This is a genomic window from Acidimicrobiales bacterium, assembly GCA_035547835.1.
Taxonomy (GTDB): domain Bacteria; phylum Actinomycetota; class Acidimicrobiia; order Acidimicrobiales; family Iamiaceae; genus DASZTW01.
The window spans coordinates 573,379-597,519 of sequence record DASZTW010000005.1 but is presented as its reverse complement, the minus strand read 5'-3'; the positions used below and the strand labels follow the sequence as shown (position 1 = coordinate 597,519).

Sequence of the window (24,141 nt, the reverse complement as noted above, 5' to 3'; positions counted from 1 at the left end):
CCTAAGGTGAGCCGGCTGGATCGCCGTCGAGGAGGGACCGGTGGGGGACGCAGACCGCCCGACACGCCAATGGCCGCTGCGCGCGGTGCCCGAGCACTTGCGCGCCCGCTACGTGGCCGAAGGCTGGTGGGACGACGACAGCCTCGGGGCCACCGTCGCCAACGGACTGGCCACGCTCGGCGCCACGCCGTTCAACGTGTTCTCCGCGGTGCGGCCGTGGCGCGGCACGTTCGCCGACATCGACCGTTCGGCCCGTGCCCTCGCCGGGTCGCTGCGGGCCCGCGGTGTGGGGCCTGGCGACGTCGTGGCGTTCCAGCTCCCCAACTGGGCCGAGGCGGGCGTGACGTTCTGGGCTGCGGCGTACCTCGGCGCCGTGGTCGTCCCCATCGTGCACTTCTACGGCGCCAAGGAAGTGGCCTACATCGTGCGGACGGTGCAACCGGAGGTGTTGATCACCGCCGACCGCTTCGGCAGCGTCGACCACCTCGAGCTCTACGGCGGGTTGTACGGCGACCGCTTCGGCGCCGACGACGGCCGCGATCATCCGACGCCGCAGTGGGTGGTCGTCGGCGACACCCCGCCCGGCGAGATTCCCGACGGCGCGACACCGTTCGCATCGTTGGCTGACCCGGACCTCGTCGACGCCGAACCGCTCGACGGTCCGCTTCCGGTCGATCCCGACAGCCCGGCGCTGGTCGCGTTCACTTCGGGCACCACGCGGGACCCCAAAGGCGTGATCCACTCGCACCGCACGATCGGTTTCGAGACCCGCCAGCTCGACCACATGTTCCCTAGAGGTGGTCCCGCCCAGATCACCGGAGCGCCCGTCGGGCACTTCATCGGGATGCTCAACGCGTTCTTGGTGCCGTTGTTGCGCGAACGGTCCGTGAACCTGATCGATGTGTGGGACCCGAGCGAAGTGCTGCGCCTGATGCGCACCGAGAGGCTCGGCGTCGGCGGTGGCGCCACGTACTTCCTCACCAGCTTGCTCGATCATCCCCACTTCACGAGCGAGCACCTGGCGATGATGCCGTTCGCCGGCCTGGGTGGTTCGAGCGTCCCCGTGCCGGTGATGGAGCGACTGGCAGCGATGGGCATCGAGGCGTTCCGCTCCTACGGCAGCACCGAGCATCCGTCGATCACTGGCTGCCTCCTCGACGAGCCAGCAGTGAAGCGCATGACCACCGATGGTTCCCCCTTGCCCGGGGTCGAGATCCGACTCGACGAGGCGGGCGAGATCTCCAGCCGGGGCCCCGACTTGTTCATGGGCTACGTCGACCCGGTCCTGACCGAGCAGGCCTTCGACGACGACGGCTGGTACCGCACTGGCGACGTCGGTGTGGTCGACGAGGACGGCTACCTCACGATCACCGACCGGGTGGCCGACGTGATCATCCGCGGCGGCGAGAACATCAGCGCGCAGGAAGTCGAGGAGTTGCTGATGGGATTGGCTGGTGTCGTCGAAGTGAGCGTGGTGGCAGCGCCTGATCCCCGACTCGGCGAGCGCGCGGCCGCCGTGTTGCGGCTCGGCACCGGTGCCGGCCGGCCGGCCATCGCCGACGTACGTGCGCACCTCGCCGCAGCCGGGCTGGCGAAGCAGAAGTGGCCCGAGTCGCTGCACGTGGTCGACGAGTTCCCGCGCACACCGTCGGGGAAGGTGCAGAAGTTCGTGTTGCGCCAACAGCTCCGCGACGGCGCCCTGGACGCATACGACGCGGCCGAGCGCATATGAGCGTTCTCTCCAGCGCGGGTCGGTAACATCGCTTTTCGAGATCGACGCTCTACTCAGAGCGGAGGAGCGATACACGTGGCGAAGGCGAGTGGGAAGTCGGCCGCCGGATCAGCTCGGACCAAGGCGGGCAAAGGCGGCGTGAGCCGTGGTGAGGCGGGGAGCTGGCGGGAGCTCGCGGTCGCCCGCTCGCTCGACTCGGCCCGCACCCGAGCCGAGAGTCGTGTGCAGCGCTTCCTCGACGCTGCGCTCGAGCTGATGGAGAGCGGGGAAAGCAACGAGTTCACCGTGCAAGAGGTGGTCGAGCGGTCGGGCCAGAGCTTGCGCAGCTTCTACCAGTACTTCGACGGCAAGTACGAACTGCTGCTCGCCTTGTTCGAAGAGTCCGTTCGCACCACGTCGGACCATCTCCGCGAGGTGGTCGACGAGGAGGACGAGCCGCTCGCGCGGGTGCACCGCTTCGTCACGGAGTACCACCGCACGTGCCGGCCGGCCAGCCGCCCGAAGAGGGGCGGGGGTACCCCGTCGCCGAACGCTCCGGTGCTGGTCGATTTCGCGCTGCAGCTCCTCACCGCCCATCCGGTGGAGGCGGCCCGCGCATTCGTCCCGCTGGTCACGTTGTTCGAGGAGATCCTCGGCGAGGCCCAGGCGTCGGGTGCGATCCGGGGCGACGTGCCCACCAAGCAGGTGGCCGGGGTCGTGCTCGAGTCGGTGATGTTCAACGCGTTCTCGTACACGATCGCCGGGGTGTCGTTGCCGTCGCGTGCGGACGACGCAGCCGAGACCCATTGGGATCTCGTGTTCCGAGGCATCGCCGCCAGCTGAAGGCGACGCCGGGGCAACCCCGTCAGACGCGGCGGGTGACCCCGCCGTCCACGCGGATGATGGCGCCGGTCGTGAAGCTCGACGCGCGGCTGGCCAAGTGCAGGGCCAGCGGCGCGATCTCCTCCGGCTCACCCATCCGGTTGAGCGGGACGAACGGCGCATCGGGACCTTCGGGCGCCCAGTCCTTGCTGAGCTGCGTGCGGAACGGACCCGGCAGGATCGCGTTCACGCGCACCTTTGGCGCATACGCGTCGGCCATTCCCACGGTCATCGCGTTGAGGCCGGCTTTCGCGCAGGCGTACGGCAACTCGACGACGCTGGCCATCAGCGAACCCACGGTGCCGACGTTGATGATCGATCCGCCGTCGTGATCGGCCATGTGGCGCGCACACAGCGCGGCGAGGCGGAACGGGCCTTTGAGGTTCACCGCCACGGTCTTGTCCCACAGCTCCTCGGTGACCGTGTCGATGTGCTCGTAGAGCGGCGACATGCCGGCGTTGTTCACCAACACGTCGACGCGGCCGAACTCGTCGATCGTCCGAGCGAACAGCGCTTCGCACTGGTCCCAATGACCGACGTGGCACTGCACCGCGAGCGCCTTGCGTCCGGTCGAGGCGGCGACTTCGCGGGCGGCCTCCTCGCACTTGTCGAACTTGCGTGACGCGATGACGACGTGAGCGCCGGCTTCGGCGAACGTTTGGACGATCGCCCGCCCGATGCCCGTGGCGCCGCCGGTCACGATCGACACCTGGTCGGTGAGGTCGTGCAGCTCCTCGAAGCGGTTCACCACCCGAGCATGGCACAGGCAACCGCATCTGGGAAGTCTTGTTCTGCTATCGAAGAACGCTATTCTTGGGGTGTCCTGCGATCAGAAGGGGAGATCGATGAGCGCTGCCGAGACCACCGACCCGACGCTCGATGCAGCGCAGCTCGCGGGCCTGGCCGCCTGGCTCGACACGACCGACCTTCCCGGCAAGGGTGCGCCGATCGAGAGCCGGTACGTGTCCGGTGGCAGCCAGAACGAGATCTACGAACTGCGACGCGGCGAGCTCCACTGCGCCATGCGCATCCCGCCGCCGACGGCTCCCGCCGATCGCGACAAGGGGATCGTCCGCGAGTGGCGCATCATCGAAGCGCTCGACGGCACCGACGTGCCGCACACCGCGGCAGTCGCGGTCTGCACCGATCCCGCAGTGCTGGGCCGCACGTTCTACTTGATGGGGTTCGTCGACGGCTGGTCACCGATGGGCCTCAAAGGGGGGCCGTGGCCGGCGCCGTTCGACACCGACACCGATGCACGCCAAGGGCTGGCGTTCGAGCTGGTCGATGCGATCGCCGAGCTCTCCAAGGTCGACTGGCAGGCACGTGGGCTCTCGGACCTGGGCCGACCCGACGGCTATCACGAGCGCCAAGTCGACCGCTGGCTGGCGTTCCTCGAACGGATCAAAGGCCGCGACATCCCCGGGCTCGACGAGGCGTCGGCCTGGCTGCGCTCCCACCGACCGCTCGACTACATCCCAGGACTCATGCACGGCGACTACCAGTTCGCCAACGTCATGTACCGCCACGGCGCGCCGGCCGAGATGGCGGCCATCGTCGACTGGGAGATGGGCACGGTCGGCGATCCGAAGCTCGACCTGGCGTGGGTGGTCGCGAGCTGGCCCGAGGAGACCGTCGAGGACGCCGACCCCGGCGGCTACGTCGACATGACCTTCATGCCGCCACGCGCTGCACTGCTCGACCGCTACGCCGAAGTGTCGGGCCGCCAGGTCGACGACATCGACTACTACCTGGTCCTCGCCAAGTGGAAGTTGGCCATCGTGCTCGAGCAGGGCTTCCAGCGAGCCACCGACGAGACCCCCGCGCTGCGGGCGTTCGGACCGATCGTGCTCGACTCGATGCGAGCCGCTGCCGACTTGGCAGCCACCACCGACTACGACCAACGCTGATGCGCGCTGCGGTGTGCCGAGCACACGGCCCGCCCGACGTGGTGCGGGTCGAGGACCTGCCGGCGCCGCCGCTCGGGCCCGGGCAGGTGCGCGTGCGGGTGCACGCCGCGGCCGTGAACTTTCCTGACGTGTTGGTGGTCGCCGACCGGTACCAGCTGACGGCCCCGTTGCCGTTCGTCCCGGGCAGCGAGCTTGCCGGGGTGGTGACCGAGGTCGCGCCCGACGTGTCGAGCGTCGACGTCGGAGCGCGCGTGGCCGGCACCGCGTTCGTCGGTGCCTTTGCCGAGGAAGCGGTGATCGGCGCGGCGGCAGTCACGGCGCTGCCGCCGTCCACGGACTTTCGTGCGGGCGCGGCTTCCGGCGTCGCGCATCGCACGGCGTTCCACGTGTTGCGCTCGGTCGCCGAACTGCGCCCCGGCGAGGAGCTCGTGGTGCTCGGCGCCGGCGGGGGAGTCGGGCTCGCGGCGGTGCAGATCGGGCGGCAGCTCGGCGCCGTGGTCACGGCCGTGGCGTCGACCGACGACAAGCTCGCCGTGGCCCGCGACTGTGGCGCGACCCGGCTCGTCAAGCACCGCGCCGCCGACTTGCGCGCGGCGCTGCGCGAGCAGCTTCCCGCAGGCACCGATGTGGTGGTCGACCCGGTGGGCGGGTCGCTGGCCGAGCCGGCTCTGCGGTCGCTGCGCCCCGGCGGGCGGTACGTGACCGTCGGCTACGCGTCGGGCGAGATCCCGCGGATCCCGCTCAACCTCGTGCTGTTGAAGGGCATCGAGATCCGCGGCTTCCAGTTCGCCGACTTCACCGCGCGCCGCCCCGAGGAGTTCGAGCGCAACGAGCAGGAGCTGCGCGCGTTGGTCGCGAGCGGGCGGGTGGCCCCGCACGTGGGAGCCGTGTTCCCGCTCTCGGAGGTGGTCGCGGCGTTGGAGCTGGTGGCCTCGGGACGAGCCATCGGCAAGGTCGTGCTCGACCTCGACACGGAGGAAGGTGGGCCATGACCACAGATCAACCTCGTCGCTGGAAGGTCGCGCAGTGGGCCACCGGCAACATCGGCTCGCGTTCGCTGCGATCGGTGATCGAGCACCCCGACCTCGACCTCGTCGGGCTCTACGTCCACAGCCCGGACAAAGTGGGGAGCGACGCGGGCGAGCTGTGCGGCACCGCCGACACCGGCGTGCTCGCCACCGACGACCCCGACGCGATCGTGGCCGGCGACGCCGACTGCGTGCTGTACATGCCGCAAGGGTGCGACGTCGATCAGATCTGCGCGCTGCTCGCGGCAGGCAAGAACGTCGTGACCACCCGCGGTGAGTTCCATCGCCCGGCGAGCATGGATCCCGACGCGCGTCGCCGGGTGGAAGCCGCCTGCACCGCCGGCGGCGCGTCGATCCACAGCACAGGGAGCAGCCCAGGCTTCATCACCGAAGCTGTGCCGCTCGTGCTGGCGTCGATCCAGCGCCGGCTCGACTTCCTCGCGGTCGACGAGTTCGCCAACTTGTCGCGGCGCGACTCACCCGAGCTGCTGTTCTCGCTGATGGGGTTCGGCCGCCCTCCGGGCGAGTTCGACCAACGTCGGGCCGACCACTTCCTCCACAGCTTCGCGCCGTCGCTTGCAGTCGTCGGCGACGCGATCGGCCTGCCGCTCGATGGTTTCGAGTCCTCCGGCTCCCTTGCTGTCGCCGCGGCGCGCACCGAGATCCTGGCCGGCGTGATCGAGGCCGGGACGGTGGCCGGGCAGCGCACGACGGTGACCGGCACGCACGGCGGCCGTCCGCTCGTGCAGTTCCGCGCCACGTGGTACTGCACGACCGACCTCGATCCGGAATGGGACGTGCAGCCGAACGGGTGGCACGTGTCGGTGCAGGGCGACACGCCGCTCGAAGTCGACTTGCGGTTCCCGGTGCCGCTCGACCAGCTCGCGGCGACCACGCCCGGCTACACCGCTCACCGGGCGGTCAACGCGGTGCCGTATGTTTGCGCGGCCGATCCCGGCATCCGCACGAGCGTCGATCTCCCGCAGATCATCCCGACGCTCGGCTGACACCCGTCGACACGAGGAGGCTGCGTGAGCCCCGAAGGCGCACCGTCGTTCCCCCGCCCACTCCCCGAGCTCACGCCTGGCGTGGAGTGGTTCTGGAAGTCGGGCGCCGACGGCGTGCTGCGCGTCCAGGGCTGCACGGACTGCGGCACGCTGGTGCACCCGCCCGTGCCGATCTGCCCGTCGTGCCGGAGCACGTCGTCCGCGCCGACACCGGTGTCCGGTCGCGCCAGCGTGGTGGGCTACACCGTCAACGCCCACATGTGGCACCCGGCGTTCGAGCCGCCGTACGTGATCGCGAACGTGGCCTTGGAGGAGGACCCCAGCGTCCGACTGACCACGAACATCGTCGGCTGCGACCCCGCCGACGTGCACATCGGCCAGCAGGTGGCCGTGCGTCTCGAGGAGCACGGCGACGTGTGGTTGGCGCTGTTCGAGCCGACCGGCGAGCCCGATGTCGCCGAGCGTGTGCCCGAGCCGGACCTTCCCGCGCCGCGAGCGCCGCTCAGCGACCACCGCTTCGAGCACAAGGCAGTGCTGTCGGGCATCGGTCGCTCCCAGATGGGACGGCGGTTGATGGTCGACCCGCTGTCGCTCACGGTGGATGCCTGCCTCGCAGCCGTCGCCGACGCCGGACTCACCCTCGACGACATCGACGGGCTGTCCACGTACCCGGGCATGGCGGGCATGGGGATGAGCGAGGGCGGGGTCACCGCCGTCGAGGAAGCGCTGCGGTTGCATCCCACGTGGATCAACGGCGGTGGCGACATTCCCGGTCCGGGCGGCTCGATCGTCGCCGCCATGCTCGCTGTTGCCAACGGCTTGTGCCGCCACGTGCTGTGCTTCCGGACGGTGTGGGAATCGACGTACGCGGCGCTCGGCCTGCACAGCGGTGGCGGTCGGGTGTCGGGATGGATGCAGTGGAGGCTGCCGTACGGCGCGCTGTCGGCCAGCAACTGGATCGCGATGAACGCCAACCAGTACTTCCACCGCTACGGCGCCAACCGGGAGCTGCTCGGCGCCATCGCGCTGAACGGCCGCGCCAACGCGGCGCGGAACCCCGTCGCGATCTACCGCGACCCCATGACGATGGACGACTACCTGTCTGCGCGGCCGATCACCTCGCCGTTCGGTCTCTACGACTGCGACGTGCCCTGCGACGCGTCGGTCGCCGTGGTCGTCTCCGACGCGAGTGTCGCGGGCGACCTCCCGAAGCCCGCGATCCGCGTGGAGGCCGTCGGCACGCAGATCCTCGAGCGGGTGTCGTGGGACCAGGGCGTGATCACCCATGAGCCCCAGGTGCTCGGCCAGTCGGCCCACTTGTGGACGCGCACCAGCCTGCGCCCTGACGACGTCGACGTGGCGTTCGTCTACGACGGGTTCACGTTCAACGCCGTGTCGTGGCTCGAGGGCCTCGGCTTCTGCGGCATCGGCGAGGCGCAGGACTGGATCGACGGCGGCAAGCGCATCGCGCTCGACGGCGACTTGCCGGTCAACACCCACGGCGGGCAGTTGTCTGAGGGCCGGACCCACGGCTTCGGGTTCTTCTACGAGGCGGTGACCCAGCTGCGCCACGACGCCGGCGAGCGCCAAGTGGCCGACGCGCGCACGGCGGTCGTCACTTCGGGCGGCGGCACCCCGTCGGGGGTGGTGCTGCTCCAGCGCGACGGCGCATGAGCCGCCGGATCACATCTTGCCGCTGAGGAACCCGACGACCGGCGTGGCCGACGGGAACGAACCGGTGATGCCGGCGCTGAAGTAGCCCGCGTCGGTGACCAACGTGATGCCGGTGATCACCGACGCCGCGTCGCTGCACAGGAACACCAGCGGATATGCCTGCTCCAGCGACGTGCTGGCCTCGACGCCGGCCTGCTCCCGGTAGTCCGCGCCGAACCCCAGCCACAGCTCCTCGTTGGCCCGCGCCAGCGGCGTGTCGGTGGGGCCAGGGAGGATCGCGTTGATCCGGATGCCCTTTTCGAGGAACGACAGCGCTTCGCGGGCGACGTACGCGTTGATCGCGAGCTTGCTCCACATGTAGTCGGCGCGGCCGTGGTCGACCGCCCACTTGGTGGCTTCGTCGAAGTCGGTGACGTCGAGGTACTCGTTGAGTGCCTCCAAGTTCGCCTGCCAGCCGAACCCCGCCGCGGAGGAGATCATGCCGATGGACGAACCGCGCCCGAGCTTGCCCGCGTCGATCAGCTTGTTGATGAAGTGGCGATGACCGATGAAGTTGATCCGCTCGATGCCGGGCGTGCCGTCAGCGACGCCGGCACACGAGAACAGCGCGTCGAACGGGCCGTCAACAGCGCGAACCGCCGCTTCGATCGAGGCTTTGTCGGACATGTCGACCTGCGCGGTCGTCACCCCGCCGAGCTCGATCTCCGCTCGGTCCATCACGGTCACGTCGGCCCCCGCGTCACGCACCAGCTCTGCAGTGGCGGCGCCCATTCCCGTCGCGCCACCGACCACCAGCGCCCGCTTGCCGTCGTACCTGAAGGCGTCGAACAGACCCATGTTCACTTGCTCCTCTCGTGGGCGGCGCCGCGCCGGCCGAGCATTTCTAACAGCGGCGTCATCGACGCTACGGTACTGCACCGGCAGCACCATCTGAGGAGTCGACGAACCCATGAAGTTGAAGGCAGGCCTGAAGCTGCAGAGCGCCGTGTCCGATGTGCAAGTCGTCGTCGTTCGCGCCCCCGACGACGAGGTCGAGCTGGCATGCGGCGGCGCCCCCTTGCTCGGCCCCGACGACCAAGCCGACGGCAGCGCGTCGCTCGACGCCTCGCTCGGCGACGGGCCCGCGCTCGGCAAGCGCTACGCCGACGAGGACCTCGGTGTCGAGCTGTTGTGCACGAAGGCGGGCGACGGCGCGCTGACCGCCAACGGCACGGTGCTGCCCGTCAAGGGCGCCAAGCCCTTGCCTGCTTCTGACTGAACGTCCGGCGCGGCGCCGGTCGACCCAAGCTGGTGCGCCGCAAGGAGATGCCATGACCCAGGTCGCCTTTGCTCCCGGCGTGTTCACGTGGCCATCGGACGACCCGCGTCTCATCGGGGCACGCTGCGCGGCGTGCGGTGCGGTGGTGTTCCCTTCGCGGGCGTCGTGCCCGCGCTGCGGCATGCCCGGCCTCGACGAGTTGCTGCTGCCCGAGCGCGGCACGCTGTGGACGTTCACGACCCAGGAGTTCTTGCCCAAGGAGCCGTACGCGGGCGGCGAGACGTTCGAGACGTTCCGGCCGTTCGGCGTGGGTGTCGTGCAACTCGGCGACGTGGTGCGGGTCGAGGCGCGCCTCACCGAGAGCGATCCGGCCAAGCTCGACTTCGGCATGGACATGGAGCTCGTGATCGTGCCGTTCCGGGTCGATGACGACGGCACCGAAGTCCTCACGTTCGCGTTCCAGCCGGTCTGAGCGCCCCAGGGAGATCGCCATGTACGACGTCGCCATCATCGGAGTCGGCATCCATCCGTTCGGTCGCTTCGGCGACAAGTCCGCCATCGACATGGGCGCCGAGGCGGCCCGCGCCGCGTTGACCGACGCGGGGGTGACGTGGCCACAGGTCCAGTTCGCGTTCGGTGGCAGCCGCGAGGTCGACAACCCCGACGCCGTCGTCGGCCTGCTCGGCTGCACGGGCATCCCGTTCATGGACGTCTACAACGGCTGCGCCACGGCGGCCACCGCGCTCCAGCTCACGGCCGACGGCATCCGCTCGGGCAACTACGAGATCGGCATGGCGGTCGGGATGGACAAGCACGACGCGGGCGCCTTCACCGCGGATCCCGTCCACTACGGCGCGCCGCCGTGGTACGGCGACGTTGGCCACTTCCTGACCACCAAGTTCTTCGGGATGAAGATCAACCGTTACATGCACGACTACGGCATCTCGCACGAGACCCTGGCGCAAGTGGCGGCCAAGGCGTACCGCAACGGCGAGCTCAACCCGAACGCCTTCCGTCGCAAGCCCATCGCAGCGGACGAGATCTTGTCGTCACGGATGCTCAACTACCCGCTGACGCAGTACATGTTCTGCGCACCGAACGAAGGGGCTGCCGCCGCGGTGCTGTGCCGCGCCGACCTGGTCGAGCAGTACACCTCGCGCACGCCGATCTTCTTGCGGGCCACTGCGCTGCGCACCCGGCGGTACGGCGCGTTCGAGGTCCACAGCTCGTGGGCGGCGGTCGACCAGGACGATGCCCCCACGGTGTACGCGTCCAAAGCGGCTTACGAGGAAGCCGCCCTCGGCCCCGACGACGTCGACGTCGTGCAGCTGCAGGACACCGACGCCGGCGCGGAGGTCATCCACTTGGCCGAGAACGGGTTCTGCGAGGACGGCGCACAAGAGCAGCTCGTCGCCGACGGCGCGTTCGAGATCGGCGGTGCATTGCCCGTGAACACCGACGGCGGCCTGATCGCGAACGGCGAGCCGATCGGCGCGTCGGGTCTGCGTCAGATCCACGAGTTGGTGTTGCAGCTGCGCGGCGAGGCGGGGGACCGCCAAGTGCCGGGCAGCCCACGAGTGGGCTACGCGCAGCTCTACGGGGCGCCCGGGACCGCCGGCGTCTCGATCGTCACGACCTGAGGCTTCGGGCGCGACCGCCGACCGCCAAGGCAGCCGGAAGTCTCGCGACAGCCGGGCGCGTCAGGCGACGACACCCTGCACTTTCAACTCGAGGATCTGGTCCATGTCGAGGCCGATCGACTCGAGCAACGCGTCGCCGTGTTCGTTGAACTCCGGCGCGCGCTTGGGCTGTGCGGGGTGTTCGTCGTACTGCACCGGCGCGGCCGCCAGACCGAACGCCACCCCTTCTTTGGTGTGGCACTCCTGCACGTAGCCGTTGGCGACCGCTTGCGGGTCAGTGGTCACCTCGAGCGAGTCCTGCACCAGCGCCCACTGGCCGCTGAACGACGCGAGCGCCTCGAGCCACTCCTCGCCGGTGCGGGTCAAGAAGGCATCGCGCACGGCTTCGGATGCTGCCTGGGCGTGCTCGCCGGTGCCGCCCGTGGCGGCGAACCGCTCGTCGGTGGCCAGCTCGGGGATCCCGAGCACCTCGCACGCCTCAGCCCAGTACCTGGTGGGCTGCAGGCAGGTCATGGCGATGAAGCGGCCGTCTCTGGTCTGGTACGTGTTGGTGAGCGGGTTGCCGCTGAAACCGCCGGCCGGTGGCGCGGTCCAGCCCCGCTGGAGCTGCAGCGACAGCGCGAGCGCGGCGCCCATCGACCACATGCCGACCCCGAGCAGCGACACGTCGACCACCGTGCCCTTGCCCGTGCGCTCGCGGTGGTACAGCGCGCCCATGATCCCGCCCGCGATGGTCATGGCACCGATCGAGTCGCCGAAGGCCGGCGCGGGTGGTGCCGGCACGTAGTCGTAGTCGGGTCGCTTCACGCCCATGGCCACGCCCGAGCGTGCCCAGTATCCGAGCGAGTCGTAGGAACCGTGCTGTGCGTCGGGCCCCCGCTCACCCTGGCCCGTGCCGCGGGCGTAGATGATCTCGGAGTTGTGGGCCCGGATGTCGTCGACGTCGATCTTCAACTTGGTGCGCACTTGCGGCAACTTGTTGGTGAGGAAGACGTCGCTGGTAGCGGCCAGCTTGTACAAGATGTCGAGGCCCTGCGGAGTGGTGAGGTCGAGACCGAGGCTCTGCTTGCCCCGGTTCGAGTGCTCGAGCAGCACGTGCACGCCGCCGCCGAAGATCGCCAGGCCGCTCGACGCGAGGCCGCGCATCGCGTCGCCTCGTTCCACGTGCTCGATCTTGATGACCTCGGCACCCCAGTCGGCGAGCAACGCCGACGCGGCCGGTACGAACGTGTGCTCCGCGACTTCGAGGATGCGGACGCCTTCCATGACTGCGGTCATCGGTCCCCCTGATCGACGCGCGTGGGTGACAGCGGCGTCAGTTGTACCACGACCGAACCCCGTCACCTGACGCAGGTGTTAGCTCCCGTTCTGGGCTGCTTTCTACGCGTCCCAGCGCGTAAATGGCAGCCCAGAACGGTGGGGGTGGGGGGTGGTAGAACCGCGGCCAGCTCTCACGGAGGACGCAATGACCGAATCGCCGGGGCGCCGCGCCCGCCGGCCCAACGTCGTGGTGATCGTGCTCGACGACCTCGGCTTCGCCCAGCTCGGGTGCTTCGGGGCCGACATCGCGACGCCCTCGTTCGACCGCCTGGCAGCGGGGGGCCTGCGGTACAACCGCTTCCACGTGACCGCGCTGTGCTCGCCCACGCGGGCCGCGTTGCTCACGGGCCGCAACCACCACGCAGTCGGGATGGGCTTCTTGTGCGACATGCCGCTCAGCCGCCCCGGCTACACCTCGCAGCTCCCGCGCTCGGCCGCGCCGATCCCGCGGGTGCTGCGCGACGCCGGCTATTCGACGTTGGCGGTCGGCAAGTGGCACCTGACCCCGCGCGGTCACCGGTCGGTGGCGGGACCGTTCGACTCGTGGCCACTCGGCTTCGGCTTCGAGCGGTACTACGGCTTCCTCCAAGGCGACACCAACCAGTGGGTGCCGAACCTGGTGGCCGACAACCACTACGTCTCGCCGCCCGCCACCCCCGACGAGGGGTACCACCTCACCGAGGACCTGGCAGATCAAGCCATCGAGCGCGTGATCGCCCAGCAGCAGGCCGCGCCCGGCAAGCCGTTCTTCTTGTACTTCGCGACCGGCGCGATGCACGCGCCGCACCATGTGGCGCCGGAGTGGATCGAGCCGTACCGGGGCGCGTACGACGACGGATGGGACCGCTGGCGGGAGCGCACGTTCGCCCGTCAGCTCGAGCTCGGCGTGGTGCCCGAGGGCACCACGCTCACGCCGCGCCCCTCGTGGGTTCCGGCGTGGGACGACCTCGACGCGGACGCACGTCGCCTCTTCGCCCGCATGCAAGAGACGTACGCCGGCTTCCTCATGCACACCGACGCGCAGATCGGTCGCTTGCTCGACGCGCTCGCGTCGTCCGGCATCCTCGACGACACCATCGTCGTGGCGTTCTCCGACAACGGCGCGAGCGCGGAAGGAGGCCAGCTCGGCACCTACAACGAGCATCGCTTCTCGGGCGGCCTCGCGGAGTCCGTGGCGGGCAACCTCGAGCATGTCGACGATTGGGGCGGCGTGCGCGGGTACCCGCACTACGCGTGGGGCTGGGCTTGGGCCGGCAACACCCCGTTCCGGCTGTGGAAGCGCTACACGTGGCTCGGCGGCACCCGCACCCCACTGATCGTGCACTGGCCGGCTGGCATTGCCGACCGGGGCGCGGTGCGCTCCACGATGGCCCACGTGGTCGACGTGGCGCCGACGCTGCTCGACGCGTGCGGCGTCGACTGGCCCGCGGCCGTCGACGGTGTCGTGCAGCAGAGGGTGGACGGGCGGTCGCTGATGCCGAGCTTCGCTGACGGTGCCATCGACCCACCCCGCACGCAGTACTTCGAGATGCTGGGGTCGCGAGCGCTGATCGACGGCCGTTGGAAGGCAACGACCGACCACGTGTCGACCGGGGTCATTGACGAGGAGCGCCTGCTGGAAGGCAGCCGTGACTTCGCCACCGACCAGTGGGCGCTGTTCGATCTCGACGCGGATTTCTCCGAGGCCGACGACGTGAGCGGGGAGCATCCTGACGTGGTGGCGCGGCTCGAACAGACGTGGATGATGGAAGCCGGCCGCAACCAGGTGTTCCCGCTGGCCGACGGGCTCGTGGCGCGGCTCGACGCGATGTTGCCGATGCCCCACCCACCACCGAACCCGGCCACGTTCGTGCCGGCCGGAGGCCCGGTGAACGACGAGTCGGTGCCCTTCCTCGCTGGGGGCGGCACCATCGTTGCCGAAGTGACGGTGGACGGGCAGGGACCGGATGCGCCCGCACCCGAGGGCGTGCTGTGCGCGCTCGGCGACTGGAACGCGGGCTACGCGCTGTGGGTACACGGCGGCGTCGCCCGATTCGACCTCAACGTCGGCGGCGTCGGCGTGCGCGTCGAGGCGGCCGAACGGCTGGGCTCGGGAGACCAGACGGTGGTGGCCACCCTGCGACGCGCCGGCGACGGCAGCGTCATCGGGGTGGGCGTGCCGGGGCACCTGACGGAGGTGGAGGTCGATGTCGTCTTGCCGTTCGCGTGGCAGCACGGTGGGACGCAGCTCCGGTTGGGTCACGACGAGGGTCTTCCCGTCACGCCCGACTACGACGTGCCTGCTCGGTGGACCGGTGCGCTGCATCGGGTGACCATCCACGCCGGCAAACCCGACGCTGACCACCTCGGCGAGCTGCTGCGCACCAGCCTGCACAGCGACTGACCCGCGCTCGGGGTGAGCGGTGGCTGGGACCTCAGTTGGGCCGAGTCGTAGGCTGGATCATATGCAATATGCAAACCGGGCGATGGGGGAGCCGGTTGCCAACCGCGCCTTGGCGATGCCGCCGGGGTCATCGGCCGATGAAGCGATCGAGGCCGTGCGCCGCTGGATCGACGCCAACGTGCCGTTGCCGTGGCGGGAAGCGGCCGCGCGCGGCGGGCGTTCCGCCATCCGAGCGATTCGCACCCGCGAGGCGTACGAGCAGTGGTACCCGGTGTTCGGGGCGTCGGGGCTGGTGGCCCCGACTTGGCCGGTGGCATACGGCGGACTCGATCTGGAGCCGTCCGCCGCGCGGGTGGTGGAGGCCGAGCTCCAGCTGTTCAACCTCGGGCGCCTCAACCCGCTCGGCCTCAACTTGGCGGCCCCGGCGCTGTTCGCCCACGGCACCGAAGAGCAACGGCTGCGGTACTTGCCGCCGATCGTGCGCAACGAGGAGATGTGGTGCCAGCTGTTCAGCGAGCCCGGTGCTGGCTCCGACCTCGCGTCGCTCGCGACCCGTGCCGAGCGCGACGGCGACACCTGGGTGGTGAGCGGCCAGAAGGTGTGGACCACGTGGGCACACCTCGCGGACCGTGCAGTGCTGTTGGCGCGCACTGATCCCGGCGCGCCCAAGCGCAAGGGCATCACGTACTTCCTGCTCGACCTGCACTCGCCCGGCGTCGAGGTCCGGCCGTTGCGCCACATGGGCGGCGAAGCCGACTTCAACGAGGTGTTCCTCACGGAGGTGCGGATCCCCGACGACTGCCGGGTGGGTGAGGTCGGCGCCGGCTGGGTCGTCGCCAGCGCCACGCTCTCGGGGGAACGTCAGATGGTGTCCGGGTCGGGGTCGGGGGGTGTCGACCGCATCGGGGGTTCTGGCGCCGGTCACTTGCTCGAGTTGGCCCGGGTCGCTGACCGCGACGGGCGGTGGTCGGCCGACGCCCCAGTCGCTCGTCAGGCCATCGTGCGCGTGTACGGGGAGGAGCAGATCCGGAGCTGGACCAACCAGCGCGTGCGGGCCACGTTGAGAGCGGGGCGGTCGCCGGGGCCTGAGACGTCGGTGGGCAAGGTCCACCAAGGCGACCTCAACCAGCGGATGCAGGAGCTGGCTGCTGACCTGCTCGGCATCGCATCGACCGCATGGGAGGCCCGCGCGGATGCGGACTGGGCAGCGACGTTGCCCCGTGAGGTGAAGGGCATGTTGCGGAGCCGCGCCAACACCATCGAAGGGGGCACCAGCGAGGTGAACAAGAACATCGTCGCCGAGCGCGTGCTCGGGTTGCCGCGCGACGTCGACCCGTACCGTGACGCGCCGTGGCGGGAGGTGCCGAGAAGCTGATGGCGTACGAGACCCTCCGCGTCGAGCGGGAAGGGCCGATCGGTTGGCTCGTCTTCGACCGACCCGACGCGGCCAACGCCATGGACGCCGCGATGTTGGCCGAGCTGGAACGGGCGTGGCGGGAGCTCGACGCCGATCCCGACGTGCGTGTGATCGTGAACACCGGTGAAGGTCGGTCGTTCCAGACGGGGCTCGACCTTCGTCAGCTCAGCGGCGACCCGGAGGCGCTGCGCGAGCAGTCACGGCGCACCAAGCGTGCGGAGCTTCGCATCACGGCGTGGCACAACCAGGTCTGGAAGCCGGTCATCGCGGCGGTCAACGGCACGTGTGCGGGTGGCGGGCTGCACTTCGTGGCCGACGCCGACATCGTGATCGCCGCGTCGGACGCGACGTTCCTCGACCCGCACGTGTCGGTCGGGCAAGTCACTGCGTACGAGGCCATCGGGCTGATGAAGAAGATGTCGGGCGAGGCCGTGACTCGCATGGCGCTGGTGGGTGCGCACGAGCGGACGTCGGCCCAGCGGGCGTACGAGCTCGGCATGGTCAGCCAAGTGGTCGACCCGCCCGAGCGGTTGCGCGACGAGGCCCGTGCCCTGGCCGCCAAGATCGCCCGCAACTCGCCCGCCGCGATGGCCGCCACGAAACGGGCCTTGTGGGGCGCGTTGGAGGCAGGCCTGCGCGAGGCGTGCCGCGCCGGCGCCAAGGAACTGGTGGGGATGTGGGGCCACCCCGACCAGACCGAAGGACCGCTCGCGTTCGCGGAGAAGCGAGCGCCGGTGTGGCTCGCGGTCAGCCCACATCCTGCGAACGAGGAGCAACCGCAGCCATGACGTTCTCGACGTTCGACACGCTGATCGTGGAGCGCCACGGCCCGGTGGGTTGGTTGATCAACAACCGGCCCGAGCGGCTCAACGCGATGTCGTCGCACATGCGCGACGAGTTCGCGGTGGCCTGGCTCGAGCTCGACCGCGATCCCGACGTGCGCGTGATCGTCCACACCGGCGAAGGTCGCGCCTTCCAGACCGGCGTCGACGTGACCGAGCTCGCCACCGACGGTCAAGGCATGGAGCGGTACCGCCAGTCCGTCGTGGACGACGACCTCCACTTCACGGCTTGGCACCAGCACGTGTCGAAGCCGGTCATCACCGCGGTGAACGGAATCTGCGCCGGCGGTGCCTTTCACTGGATCGCCGATGCCGACATCGTGATCGCGGCGTCCGATGCGCAGTTCTTCGACCCGCATGTGTCGGTGGGGCAAGTCGTGGCGCTGGAAGCCATCGGGTTGATGAAGAAGATGCCGGCCGAGGCCGTCATGCGCATGGCGCTGGTGGGTGCGCACGAGCGGATGTCGGCCCAGCGGGCGTACGAGCTCGGGATGGTGAGCCAAGTGGTCGACCCGCCCGGCGCGTTGCGCGACGCGGCACAAACCCTGGGCGAGACGATCGCCCGCAACTCGCCGGCCGCGATGGCCGCCACCAAGCGGGCGCTGTGGGGCTCGCTCGAACACGGGTTGAGCGAGGCGTGCCGAGAGGGGGCGAAGGAGCTGGTCGGGATGTGGGGTCACCCTGACCAGACCGAGGGTCCGCAGGCCTTCGCCGAGCGGCGCCCCGCCCGGTGGCAGACGCCGGCTCCTGCCCAGGGCGCCGAGGGGTGACCCGAGCGTGATCACCGCCGGCCAGCTCCTCGGCCGGGTGTGGCGCGCCGCGGGAGGAGACGTGGTGTACGGCGAGCCGTGGCCCGGGCTCGACGTGGTCGAGGTGCCGCCTGCGGTCGCACCGACGCTGGCGGCGGCGCACCGTCGGGTCCGCAACCGGTCCGCGCTCGTACACGAAGGCGACGGCCGGTTCCGGGTCGCAGGGGGGAGTGGTGCGCCGGCCGACCACGATGGCCCGGGCGGTGCCCGCCCGCTGCTCGCCGCAGCGCCGACCGAGCTCGTCGATGCCCTTCCGGAGCTCGCGCGGGGTGTCGATCTCGACGCGACGTTCGATCCGACCAGCCCCACCGACGACGTCTGGCCGCCCGCCGCGCCGGGCCCGGAGCGCTGGCAACCGCCGGAGGCCGACGTGGTGGCGCGCATCGCGCAGGCGGTCGCCCCGGTGGTGCTCGTCGGTCCGGGCGTGGTGCAGGCCGGGATGGTGTCGGGCTTCCATGCGCTGGCCGTCGCGCTCAGCGCTGGCACGTTGAACACGTGGGGCGCCAAGGGCGTCCTGCACTGGCAGAGCCGCCACCACTGGGCGACGATCGGCCTGCAAGCGCGGGACTTCGAGTTGGCAGGCCTCGCCGACACCGACTTGATCGTCGCGTCGGGCCTCGATCCCCTCGAGTCACCCGATGAGCGGTGGCGGTTGGCCCCCGCAGTCGAGCTCGACCCGCGCTCGTTGGCGCCGATGGCCGAACAGGTCGGCCGGCCGTGGCGGCCGCTCGCGGTGCCACCGCTGCGCGACCGCCTGGCGTCCGTCACGCAGGCGGGCTGGGCCCGCAGCGGGTCACCGCTGCACCCTGCGCGGGCAACGCTCGACCTCCACGATGCGCTCGGGCCGGGCGGCCTGGTCGCGGCCGACCCCGGGATCGCGGGGTTCTGGGTGGCTCGGACCTTCGGCACGACCGAGCTGGGGAGCGTGCTCGTGCCCGCCGACGGATCGTCCGAGGGGTTCGCCGCGGCCTGTGTCCTGGTGGCGCGGTTGCACGAACCGAACCGGGCCGCACTCGCGGTGGTCGACGGGCCTCCGTCGGACGAGGTCGCAGCCGTGCTCGACGCGGCCCGCCGACTCGGCGTGCCCGTTGCGGTCGAGGCCTGGTCGGCTGAGGGTGAACGCTTGGATCAACCGGCGCATCGGGCCCGTGCGGAAGAACTCGCGCGCGGCCAGCGGGTCGGTGTGGCGTCGGTCGCCATCGATCCGGCGCCGCTCGACGAGTTCGCGGCCGCGGCCGGTCGCATCATCGCCTGGACCTGAGCTCCGGGTCCGACTCCGCCTGCTCCTATTGCGACTGACTGGCAATTGAATAGGATGCGCAGTTGCTGGCCGCCATCGTGAGACGGGTTCGGCAGACAGGGGTCGGCTCGTGCACATCCCAGATGGCTACCTGAGCCCCCAGACGTGCGCGGTCGGGTTCGGCGCGACCGTGCCGGTGTGGACCGTGGCGGCCCGGCGGGCCGAAAAGGTCGTCACCAGCCGCCACGTCCCGCTGCTCGCGATCGGCGCGGCGTACTGCTTCTTGGTGATGATGTTCAACGTGCCGATCCCCGACGGCACGACCGCCCACGCCGTCGGTGCCGTTCTGGTCGCGTGCTTGTTGGGCCCGTGGGCTGCGGTGATCGCGGTGAGCATCGCGTTGGCGATCCAGGCGTTGTTCTTCGGCGACGGAGGGGTGCTGGCGTATGGCGTCAACTGCTGCAACATGGCCGTCGTCATGCCGTTCGTGGGTTACGGCGTGTACCGCCTCGGGGCCCGCCGGGCGTCGCTCACCTCACCGTCGCGAGCCGTGGCCGCGGGCGCCGGTGCCTACATCGGCCTGAACGCCGCGGCGCTGTGCGCAGCGATCGAGTTCGGCATCCAGCCCGACTTGTTCCACCGCGCCGATGGCACGCCGTTGTACGCGCCGTTCCACTTGTCGCAAGCGATCCCGGCGATGATGCTCGCCCACCTCCTCATCGCTGGTGCCGTCGACGCCGCGCTCACCGCCGGAGTGATCGCGTACCTCCAGCGGGCCAACGTCCCGATGCTGCGCGTCAACCACGCCGCGGTGCCCGACGACGACGCCGCGGTTGGCGACGACGGCGAGGTGGAGCGGGCGCCGGCGAGCCATGGATGGCGTTGGGCATGGATCGGTCTCGGCGGAATGGCGCTGCTCACCCCGCTCGGCCTCATCGCCCCAGGCTCCGCGTTCGGCGAGGTCGCTCCGCACGACCTCGCCGTTCACCAGTACGGGCTCACGGCGGTGCCGGACGGCTTGCGCCACTACGCCGGTTTCTTCCACCACGCGATCTTCGACGGCTACAGCTTCCGCAACGACCGCCACCCCGCGCTCGCGTACCTCGTGTCCGCCGCTGTCGGGCTCGCAGCGATCGCGATCGTCGTGTGCAGCCTGTGGCTCCTGTGGCGCGCCTGGCGGCGACGGCGGCCGGGGAGCGTTGCGTGAGCGCGGGGTCGACTCGCACACCCGATTGGCTGCTCGCGCCCGAGATGGGTCTGTGCCCGTGCGGTTGCACCGGTGTGCGCACCAAGCACGGGTTCGTCGACAAGACCCTCGCGGGCGGCGCGGGCGTGGTCCGCCAGGCGTTGCGCGCCGACGACGTCGCCAGCGCGCCGGGCCTGCTCCAGCGGCTCGACGCCAGGGTCAAGCTCGTGTCGCTGCTCGGACTGCTCGTCGCGGCTGCGTTCGTGCACCACCTCACTGGTCTCGCCGCCTTGTACGTCCTCACGCTCGCCCTCGCCGCGATGTCCGCCATCCCGGTCCGCTTCTTCGTGAAGCGGGTGTGGCTGTCCGTGCCCGTGTTCACCGGAGTCGTCGTGCTCCCGGCCACGCTCAACGTCGTGACGCACGGTCACGTCATCTGGTCGTGGGGCTCGTGGTTCGGACATCCGGTCGGCGTCACCAGCCAAGGCCTCTCTGCCGCGGCGCTCATCGTCGCGAGGGTCGCAGTGTCGATCTCGTTGGTGGTGCTGCTCACGTTGACGACGTCGTGGTCTCGGCTGCTGGCCGCCCTGCGCGCCGTCGCCGTGCCCCGGATCTTCGTGCTCGTGCTCGCCATGACCTACCGCTACGTGTTCGTGCTGCTCGACGCCGTCGACGAGATGTTCATGGCCCGCAAAGCCCGCACCGTCCACGCCGAGGCTGCCGCTGCCCGCGGTCGCCCGTTCGTCGCCGCGAGCGCGGGTGCCCTGTTCGGGCGGGCGCACGCGCTGTCGGACGAGGTGCACCAGGCGCTGGTGGCGCGCGGATGGTCGGGCGACGCCCGCACGTTGCGAGGCGCCACGGTCCGCTTGGTCGACGTCGGGTGGTCGGTCGCCTGCCTCGCGGTCGCTGCTGGGATGCTCTGGCTCGACGGGATCGTCGGTGTCTGACGTGGCGCTCTCGGAGCGCTCGGGTGCCGGCGAGCCGCTGCTCGATCTCGACGCGGTGTCGTACGCCTACCTCGGCCGTTTCCCTGCCCTCGACGACGTCTCACTCCGCGTCGGCAGCGGTGAGAGCGTCGCGCTGCTGGGCGCCAACGGGTCGGGGAAGTCGACCCTGCTGAAGGTGGTCGACGGTCTCGTGTTCCCCGACCGCGGCGCGTACCGGGCCTTCGGCGAGCCGGTCGACGAAGCGTCACTGGCCGACGCGGGCTTCAACGCAGGCTTCCGTTCGCGGGTGGGTTTCGTGTTCCAGAACTCCGACGCCCAGGTGTTCTCGCCCACCGTGCGTGACGAGGTGGCGTTCGGCCCGCTCAACATGGGCATCGGGCCCGAAGCGGCCGGCGATCGAGTCGACGAGATGCTCGAGTTGCTCGGCATGTCGGCGCTGGCCGATCGGGCCCCCTACCAGCTGTCGGGCGGCGAGAAGAAGCGCGTTGCCGTCGCAGCGGTGCTGGTGATGAACCCGCAAGTGCTGCTCTTCGACGAGCCGACGGCGGCGCTCGATCCGCGCACGCAGGGGTGGTTGGTGGAGTTGTTGGTGGAACTGCGCGGTGCCGGCAAGACCATCGTGGTCGCGACGCACGATCTCGAGCTGGCACCGTGCATCGCCGAGCGCGCCGTGGTCTTCTCCGAGGAGCATCGGCTCGTGGCCGACGCGGCCGTCAGCGAGGTGCTCGACGATGCCGGCCTGCTGCGATCCGTGAACCTCGTGCACGACCACGCCCACCACCATGGCGCCACCTGGCACTCCCACGAGCACGTCAGCAGGCACCACGGCGAACAAGTCGCAGATCGGTACATTGCCGACCGTGGATGAAGCCCGCTACGAGGAGATCGTCGCGTCGCTGCGCCGCGACGGCGGGCGGGTGACCGCCACCCGCAAAGCCGTGGTGCGGGCCCTGCTCGACTCCGATGATCACCATCTCACTGCGGCGGCTGTCACCGGTGCCGTGCGCGACCTCGACCCCGAGTTCCAGGAGTCGACCGTCTATCGCACGCTCGACCGGTTGGCCGAGCTCGGCATCGTCGAACACATCCACATCGGGTCGGGGGCCGCGGTATACCACCTGTCCGACGCGGACCACCGCCACCACCACCTGGTGTGCGACCGGTGCGGCCGGGTCGTCGAAGTCCCACCTGGGCTGCTCGACTCCGTCGCGCGTCGAGTGGAGCGCGACCACGGCTTCGTCCTCGACGCGGGCCACTTCGCGTTGAGCGGCACGTGCGCGGCCTGCCGCTCGCGCGGACGTTGAGGGGCACGCGCCACCGCCGCGCGGCGGGTCGGTCGGCGTGCCGGGGTCAGTCGTCCCAGAGCTCGGTGCGGTCGTCGCGCGACGGCTGCCGGCCGATCCGTAACGGCGACAGTGGCGCGTCGACCAGCAAGTAGCGGGCGAACCCCGTGGTCAACTCGATGTTGCGGCGATGCCACGCGCCGGTCGCCCCGCTTGCTCGCTCTGCCTTGACGGCCTCGGCCCACTGCTCCCAGGAGGGCACCGCCCACAGCACGAAGCACTCGTCGTCGTGGCGCATCACGGTCTGCCATGCGCCGGCCAGCTCCCAGCCATGGGCGCCCAACGCGGGCGCGCCTTCGTCGCGGACCCGCTCGAGGTAGTCGGCTGCGGTACCAGGCGCGACGTGCACTTCGTCGTGGGCGTACAGCTCGCCGCGCACGCCGTCCGCGCACAGCTCGGTGATCGTGCGGGTCCACGGCGCGGGGAGGAGCAGCCGGTCGATCCCGCCGGATCGGAACTCTGCGGCTCTGGCCCACCACCGTGCCAACTTGGGGTCCTGCAGCGACGCGTGGCCGAGCTCGTAGCGGAACGACGACGCCAGACCGTCGAGGCCGTCTTCCTCCCAGATGTTGACGACTTCGGGCCAGCGACCCGTGCTGCCGACCACGCCCCACACGCCGTAGCAGAGCTGGTCGCGCTCCTCTTGGCCGATCGGGCTGAAGTTGGCCGTCATGTGGTGCATGTAACGGGCGCGGTGGTGCCCGATGATGTCGATGTACTCGTGGATGTAGACCTTGTCGTTCACGCGTCGCCCTCTCCCGCGAAGAGCCCTCGGCCGGTGAACAGCGTGACGACCTTCTCGCCGACCCGACGCATCATCGTCTGGTATTCGCCGGCCACCCGCTCCGCGTCGCCGGCCTTGAAGGCGCGGGTGATGGCGGGGAGACCACGCCGCTCGATGGGCATGGCATCCGGCACCAGCTCGAAGAAGACGCCCGGGATCAAGCTCGACAAGCCGCGGATCGCGACTCGGACGCGGGTCGAGTGGCTGGCGTCCACCACGGTCCGATGGAACTGCACGGTCTGTTGCGTGAAGGCAGCAGGGTCGGTCGTGGATCGCACGGATCGGGCGATTGGCTCCAACGTCTCGACGAGCTTGCCGGTGTCGGCGCGCTGCAATGCCTGTTGGCCGGCGAACCCGTACATGAGGCCGTACAGCGCGTAGTGGTCGCGCACGGTGTCAGGGTCGAGCGTGTTGATGAACGCGCCGCGGTGGAGCTCGATGGTGACCCAGCCCTCGCGCTCCAAGGCGATGAGGCCTTCGCGTATCGGGATGCGGCTCAGCCCGAGCGCCCGGGCGACATCGTCTTGCGGCACGCGCGTGCCGGGCTGCAAGTGACCGTCGAAGATCAAGCGGCGGATGTAGAGCGCCGCCTGGTCGCCGCTGCTGAGGCGGGGGACCGTCGCGACGGCCGCCAGCTGCCGGCCGTTCGAGGTCGGCTCCGACGGCCGCTCTGCTGGCATGTGCTCACCTCCGGGCCGGTCGGGGGACGGCGGGCGCCGAGACCGGACCCGGCGCGGTGCTCGCCCTCTGTGCTTGGGCC

Annotated in this window: 23 protein-coding genes; 18 read left to right on the top strand and 5 right to left on the bottom strand. The window is 70.3% G+C overall.

Annotated elements, in window-relative coordinates:
* The first annotated feature begins 40 nt into the window (after positions 1-40).
* Both VHA73_05060 and VHA73_05055 read left to right on the top strand, forming a co-directional pair.
* Positions 41-1,732 (top strand): AMP-binding protein, encoded by a 1,692-nt coding sequence (locus VHA73_05060; protein HVX17382.1) that lies wholly within the window; start codon positions 41-43, stop codon positions 1,730-1,732.
* 75 nt (positions 1,733-1,807) lie between these two features.
* Positions 1,808-2,554 carry a TetR/AcrR family transcriptional regulator gene (locus VHA73_05055; protein HVX17381.1) on the top strand — a complete coding sequence of 249 codons (747 nt, stop codon included), beginning with the start codon at positions 1,808-1,810 and terminating at the stop codon, positions 2,552-2,554.
* Positions 2,555-2,576: 22 nt separating this feature from the next.
* On the opposite strand, the gene VHA73_05050 is transcribed toward VHA73_05055, so the two are convergent.
* Positions 2,577-3,341, bottom strand: coding sequence for an SDR family oxidoreductase (locus VHA73_05050; GenBank protein HVX17380.1), 765 nt, complete (start codon positions 3,339-3,341; stop codon positions 2,577-2,579).
* A gap of 97 nt (positions 3,342-3,438) precedes the next feature.
* Here VHA73_05050 and VHA73_05045 point away from each other — a divergent pair, with 97 nt between their 5' ends.
* From VHA73_05045 to VHA73_05030, 4 genes are read left to right on the top strand one after another with little or no spacing between them, the layout of a single operon-like run.
* Positions 3,439-4,503 (top strand): phosphotransferase family protein, encoded by a 1,065-nt coding sequence (locus VHA73_05045; GenBank protein ID HVX17379.1) that lies wholly within the window; start codon positions 3,439-3,441, stop codon positions 4,501-4,503.
* Complete coding sequence (locus VHA73_05040; GenBank protein ID HVX17378.1) at positions 4,503-5,495, top strand: NADPH:quinone oxidoreductase family protein; 993 nt, start codon at positions 4,503-4,505, stop codon at positions 5,493-5,495. The genes VHA73_05045 and VHA73_05040 overlap by 1 nt, the downstream gene beginning before the upstream one ends.
* Positions 5,492-6,538, top strand: a complete 1,047-nt coding sequence (locus VHA73_05035) for a hypothetical protein (GenBank protein ID HVX17377.1) — start codon at positions 5,492-5,494, stop codon at positions 6,536-6,538. The genes VHA73_05040 and VHA73_05035 overlap by 4 nt, the downstream gene beginning before the upstream one ends.
* 24 nt (positions 6,539-6,562) lie before the next feature.
* A complete protein-coding gene (locus tag VHA73_05030) occupies positions 6,563-8,212 on the top strand; it encodes an OB-fold domain-containing protein (protein ID HVX17376.1) in 1,650 nt (549 codons plus the stop codon).
* Positions 8,213-8,221: 9 nt separating this feature from the next.
* On the opposite strand, the gene VHA73_05025 is transcribed toward VHA73_05030, so the two are convergent.
* Positions 8,222-9,130 (bottom strand): SDR family oxidoreductase, encoded by a 909-nt coding sequence (locus VHA73_05025; GenBank protein HVX17375.1) that lies wholly within the window; start codon positions 9,128-9,130, stop codon positions 8,222-8,224.
* A gap of 31 nt (positions 9,131-9,161) precedes the next feature.
* On the opposite strand from VHA73_05025, the gene VHA73_05020 reads away from it, so the two are divergent.
* Genes VHA73_05020 through VHA73_05010 form a run of 3 tightly spaced genes read left to right on the top strand, consistent with a single transcriptional unit; the run spans position 9,162 to position 11,110 of the window.
* Positions 9,162-9,470 (top strand): hypothetical protein, encoded by a 309-nt coding sequence (locus VHA73_05020; protein HVX17374.1) that lies wholly within the window; start codon positions 9,162-9,164, stop codon positions 9,468-9,470.
* Between the two features lie 52 nt (positions 9,471-9,522).
* Positions 9,523-9,942 carry an OB-fold domain-containing protein gene (locus tag VHA73_05015; protein HVX17373.1) on the top strand — a complete coding sequence of 140 codons (420 nt, stop codon included), beginning with the start codon at positions 9,523-9,525 and terminating at the stop codon, positions 9,940-9,942.
* A gap of 19 nt (positions 9,943-9,961) precedes the next feature.
* Positions 9,962-11,110, top strand: a complete 1,149-nt coding sequence (locus tag VHA73_05010) for a thiolase family protein (GenBank protein HVX17372.1) — start codon at positions 9,962-9,964, stop codon at positions 11,108-11,110.
* 60 nt (positions 11,111-11,170) lie between these two features.
* On the opposite strand, the gene VHA73_05005 is transcribed toward VHA73_05010, so the two are convergent.
* Positions 11,171-12,388: a CoA transferase gene (locus tag VHA73_05005; GenBank protein ID HVX17371.1), complete on the bottom strand. Its 1,218-nt coding sequence runs from the start codon at positions 12,386-12,388 to the stop codon at positions 11,171-11,173.
* A 187-nt stretch (positions 12,389-12,575) separates the two neighbouring features.
* On the opposite strand from VHA73_05005, the gene VHA73_05000 reads away from it, so the two are divergent.
* The 9 genes from VHA73_05000 (at position 12,576) to VHA73_04960 (ending at position 22,558) form a co-directional block, all read left to right on the top strand.
* Complete coding sequence (locus tag VHA73_05000) at positions 12,576-14,813, top strand: arylsulfatase (GenBank protein HVX17370.1); 2,238 nt, start codon at positions 12,576-12,578, stop codon at positions 14,811-14,813.
* Positions 14,814-14,874: 61 nt separating this feature from the next.
* Positions 14,875-16,188, top strand: a complete 1,314-nt coding sequence (locus VHA73_04995; protein ID HVX17369.1) for an acyl-CoA dehydrogenase family protein — start codon at positions 14,875-14,877, stop codon at positions 16,186-16,188.
* Complete coding sequence (locus tag VHA73_04990; GenBank protein ID HVX17368.1) at positions 16,164-17,018, top strand: enoyl-CoA hydratase/isomerase family protein; 855 nt, start codon at positions 16,164-16,166, stop codon at positions 17,016-17,018. Before VHA73_04995 ends, VHA73_04990 begins: the two co-directional genes overlap by 25 nt.
* Positions 17,015-17,842, top strand: coding sequence for an enoyl-CoA hydratase/isomerase family protein (locus VHA73_04985; GenBank protein ID HVX17367.1), 828 nt, complete (start codon positions 17,015-17,017; stop codon positions 17,840-17,842). Before VHA73_04990 ends, VHA73_04985 begins: the two co-directional genes overlap by 4 nt.
* Positions 17,843-17,849: 7 nt before the next feature.
* The gene (locus VHA73_04980; protein HVX17366.1) at positions 17,850-19,142 is read left to right on the top strand and encodes a hypothetical protein; all 1,293 of its coding nucleotides are present in this window, start codon (positions 17,850-17,852) and stop codon (positions 19,140-19,142) included.
* A gap of 109 nt (positions 19,143-19,251) precedes the next feature.
* The gene (gene cbiM / locus VHA73_04975; GenBank protein ID HVX17365.1) at positions 19,252-20,328 is read left to right on the top strand and encodes a cobalt transporter CbiM; all 1,077 of its coding nucleotides are present in this window, start codon (positions 19,252-19,254) and stop codon (positions 20,326-20,328) included.
* A complete protein-coding gene (gene cbiQ / locus VHA73_04970) occupies positions 20,325-21,254 on the top strand; it encodes a cobalt ECF transporter T component CbiQ (protein HVX17364.1) in 930 nt (309 codons plus the stop codon). The genes cbiM and cbiQ overlap by 4 nt, the downstream gene beginning before the upstream one ends.
* The gene (locus VHA73_04965; protein ID HVX17363.1) at positions 21,247-22,122 is read left to right on the top strand and encodes an ABC transporter ATP-binding protein; all 876 of its coding nucleotides are present in this window, start codon (positions 21,247-21,249) and stop codon (positions 22,120-22,122) included. Before cbiQ ends, VHA73_04965 begins: the two co-directional genes overlap by 8 nt.
* Positions 22,115-22,558: a Fur family transcriptional regulator gene (locus VHA73_04960; protein ID HVX17362.1), complete on the top strand. Its 444-nt coding sequence runs from the start codon at positions 22,115-22,117 to the stop codon at positions 22,556-22,558. Before VHA73_04965 ends, VHA73_04960 begins: the two co-directional genes overlap by 8 nt.
* 46 nt (positions 22,559-22,604) lie before the next feature.
* Here the strand turns inward: VHA73_04960 and VHA73_04955 are convergent, their stop codons facing one another.
* Positions 22,605-23,342 (bottom strand): hypothetical protein, encoded by a 738-nt coding sequence (locus VHA73_04955; protein ID HVX17361.1) that lies wholly within the window; start codon positions 23,340-23,342, stop codon positions 22,605-22,607.
* The gene (locus tag VHA73_04950) at positions 23,339-24,061 is read right to left on the bottom strand and encodes a GntR family transcriptional regulator (protein ID HVX17360.1); all 723 of its coding nucleotides are present in this window, start codon (positions 24,059-24,061) and stop codon (positions 23,339-23,341) included. The genes VHA73_04955 and VHA73_04950 overlap by 4 nt, the downstream gene beginning before the upstream one ends.
* Between the last annotated feature and the right edge of the window lie 80 nt (positions 24,062-24,141).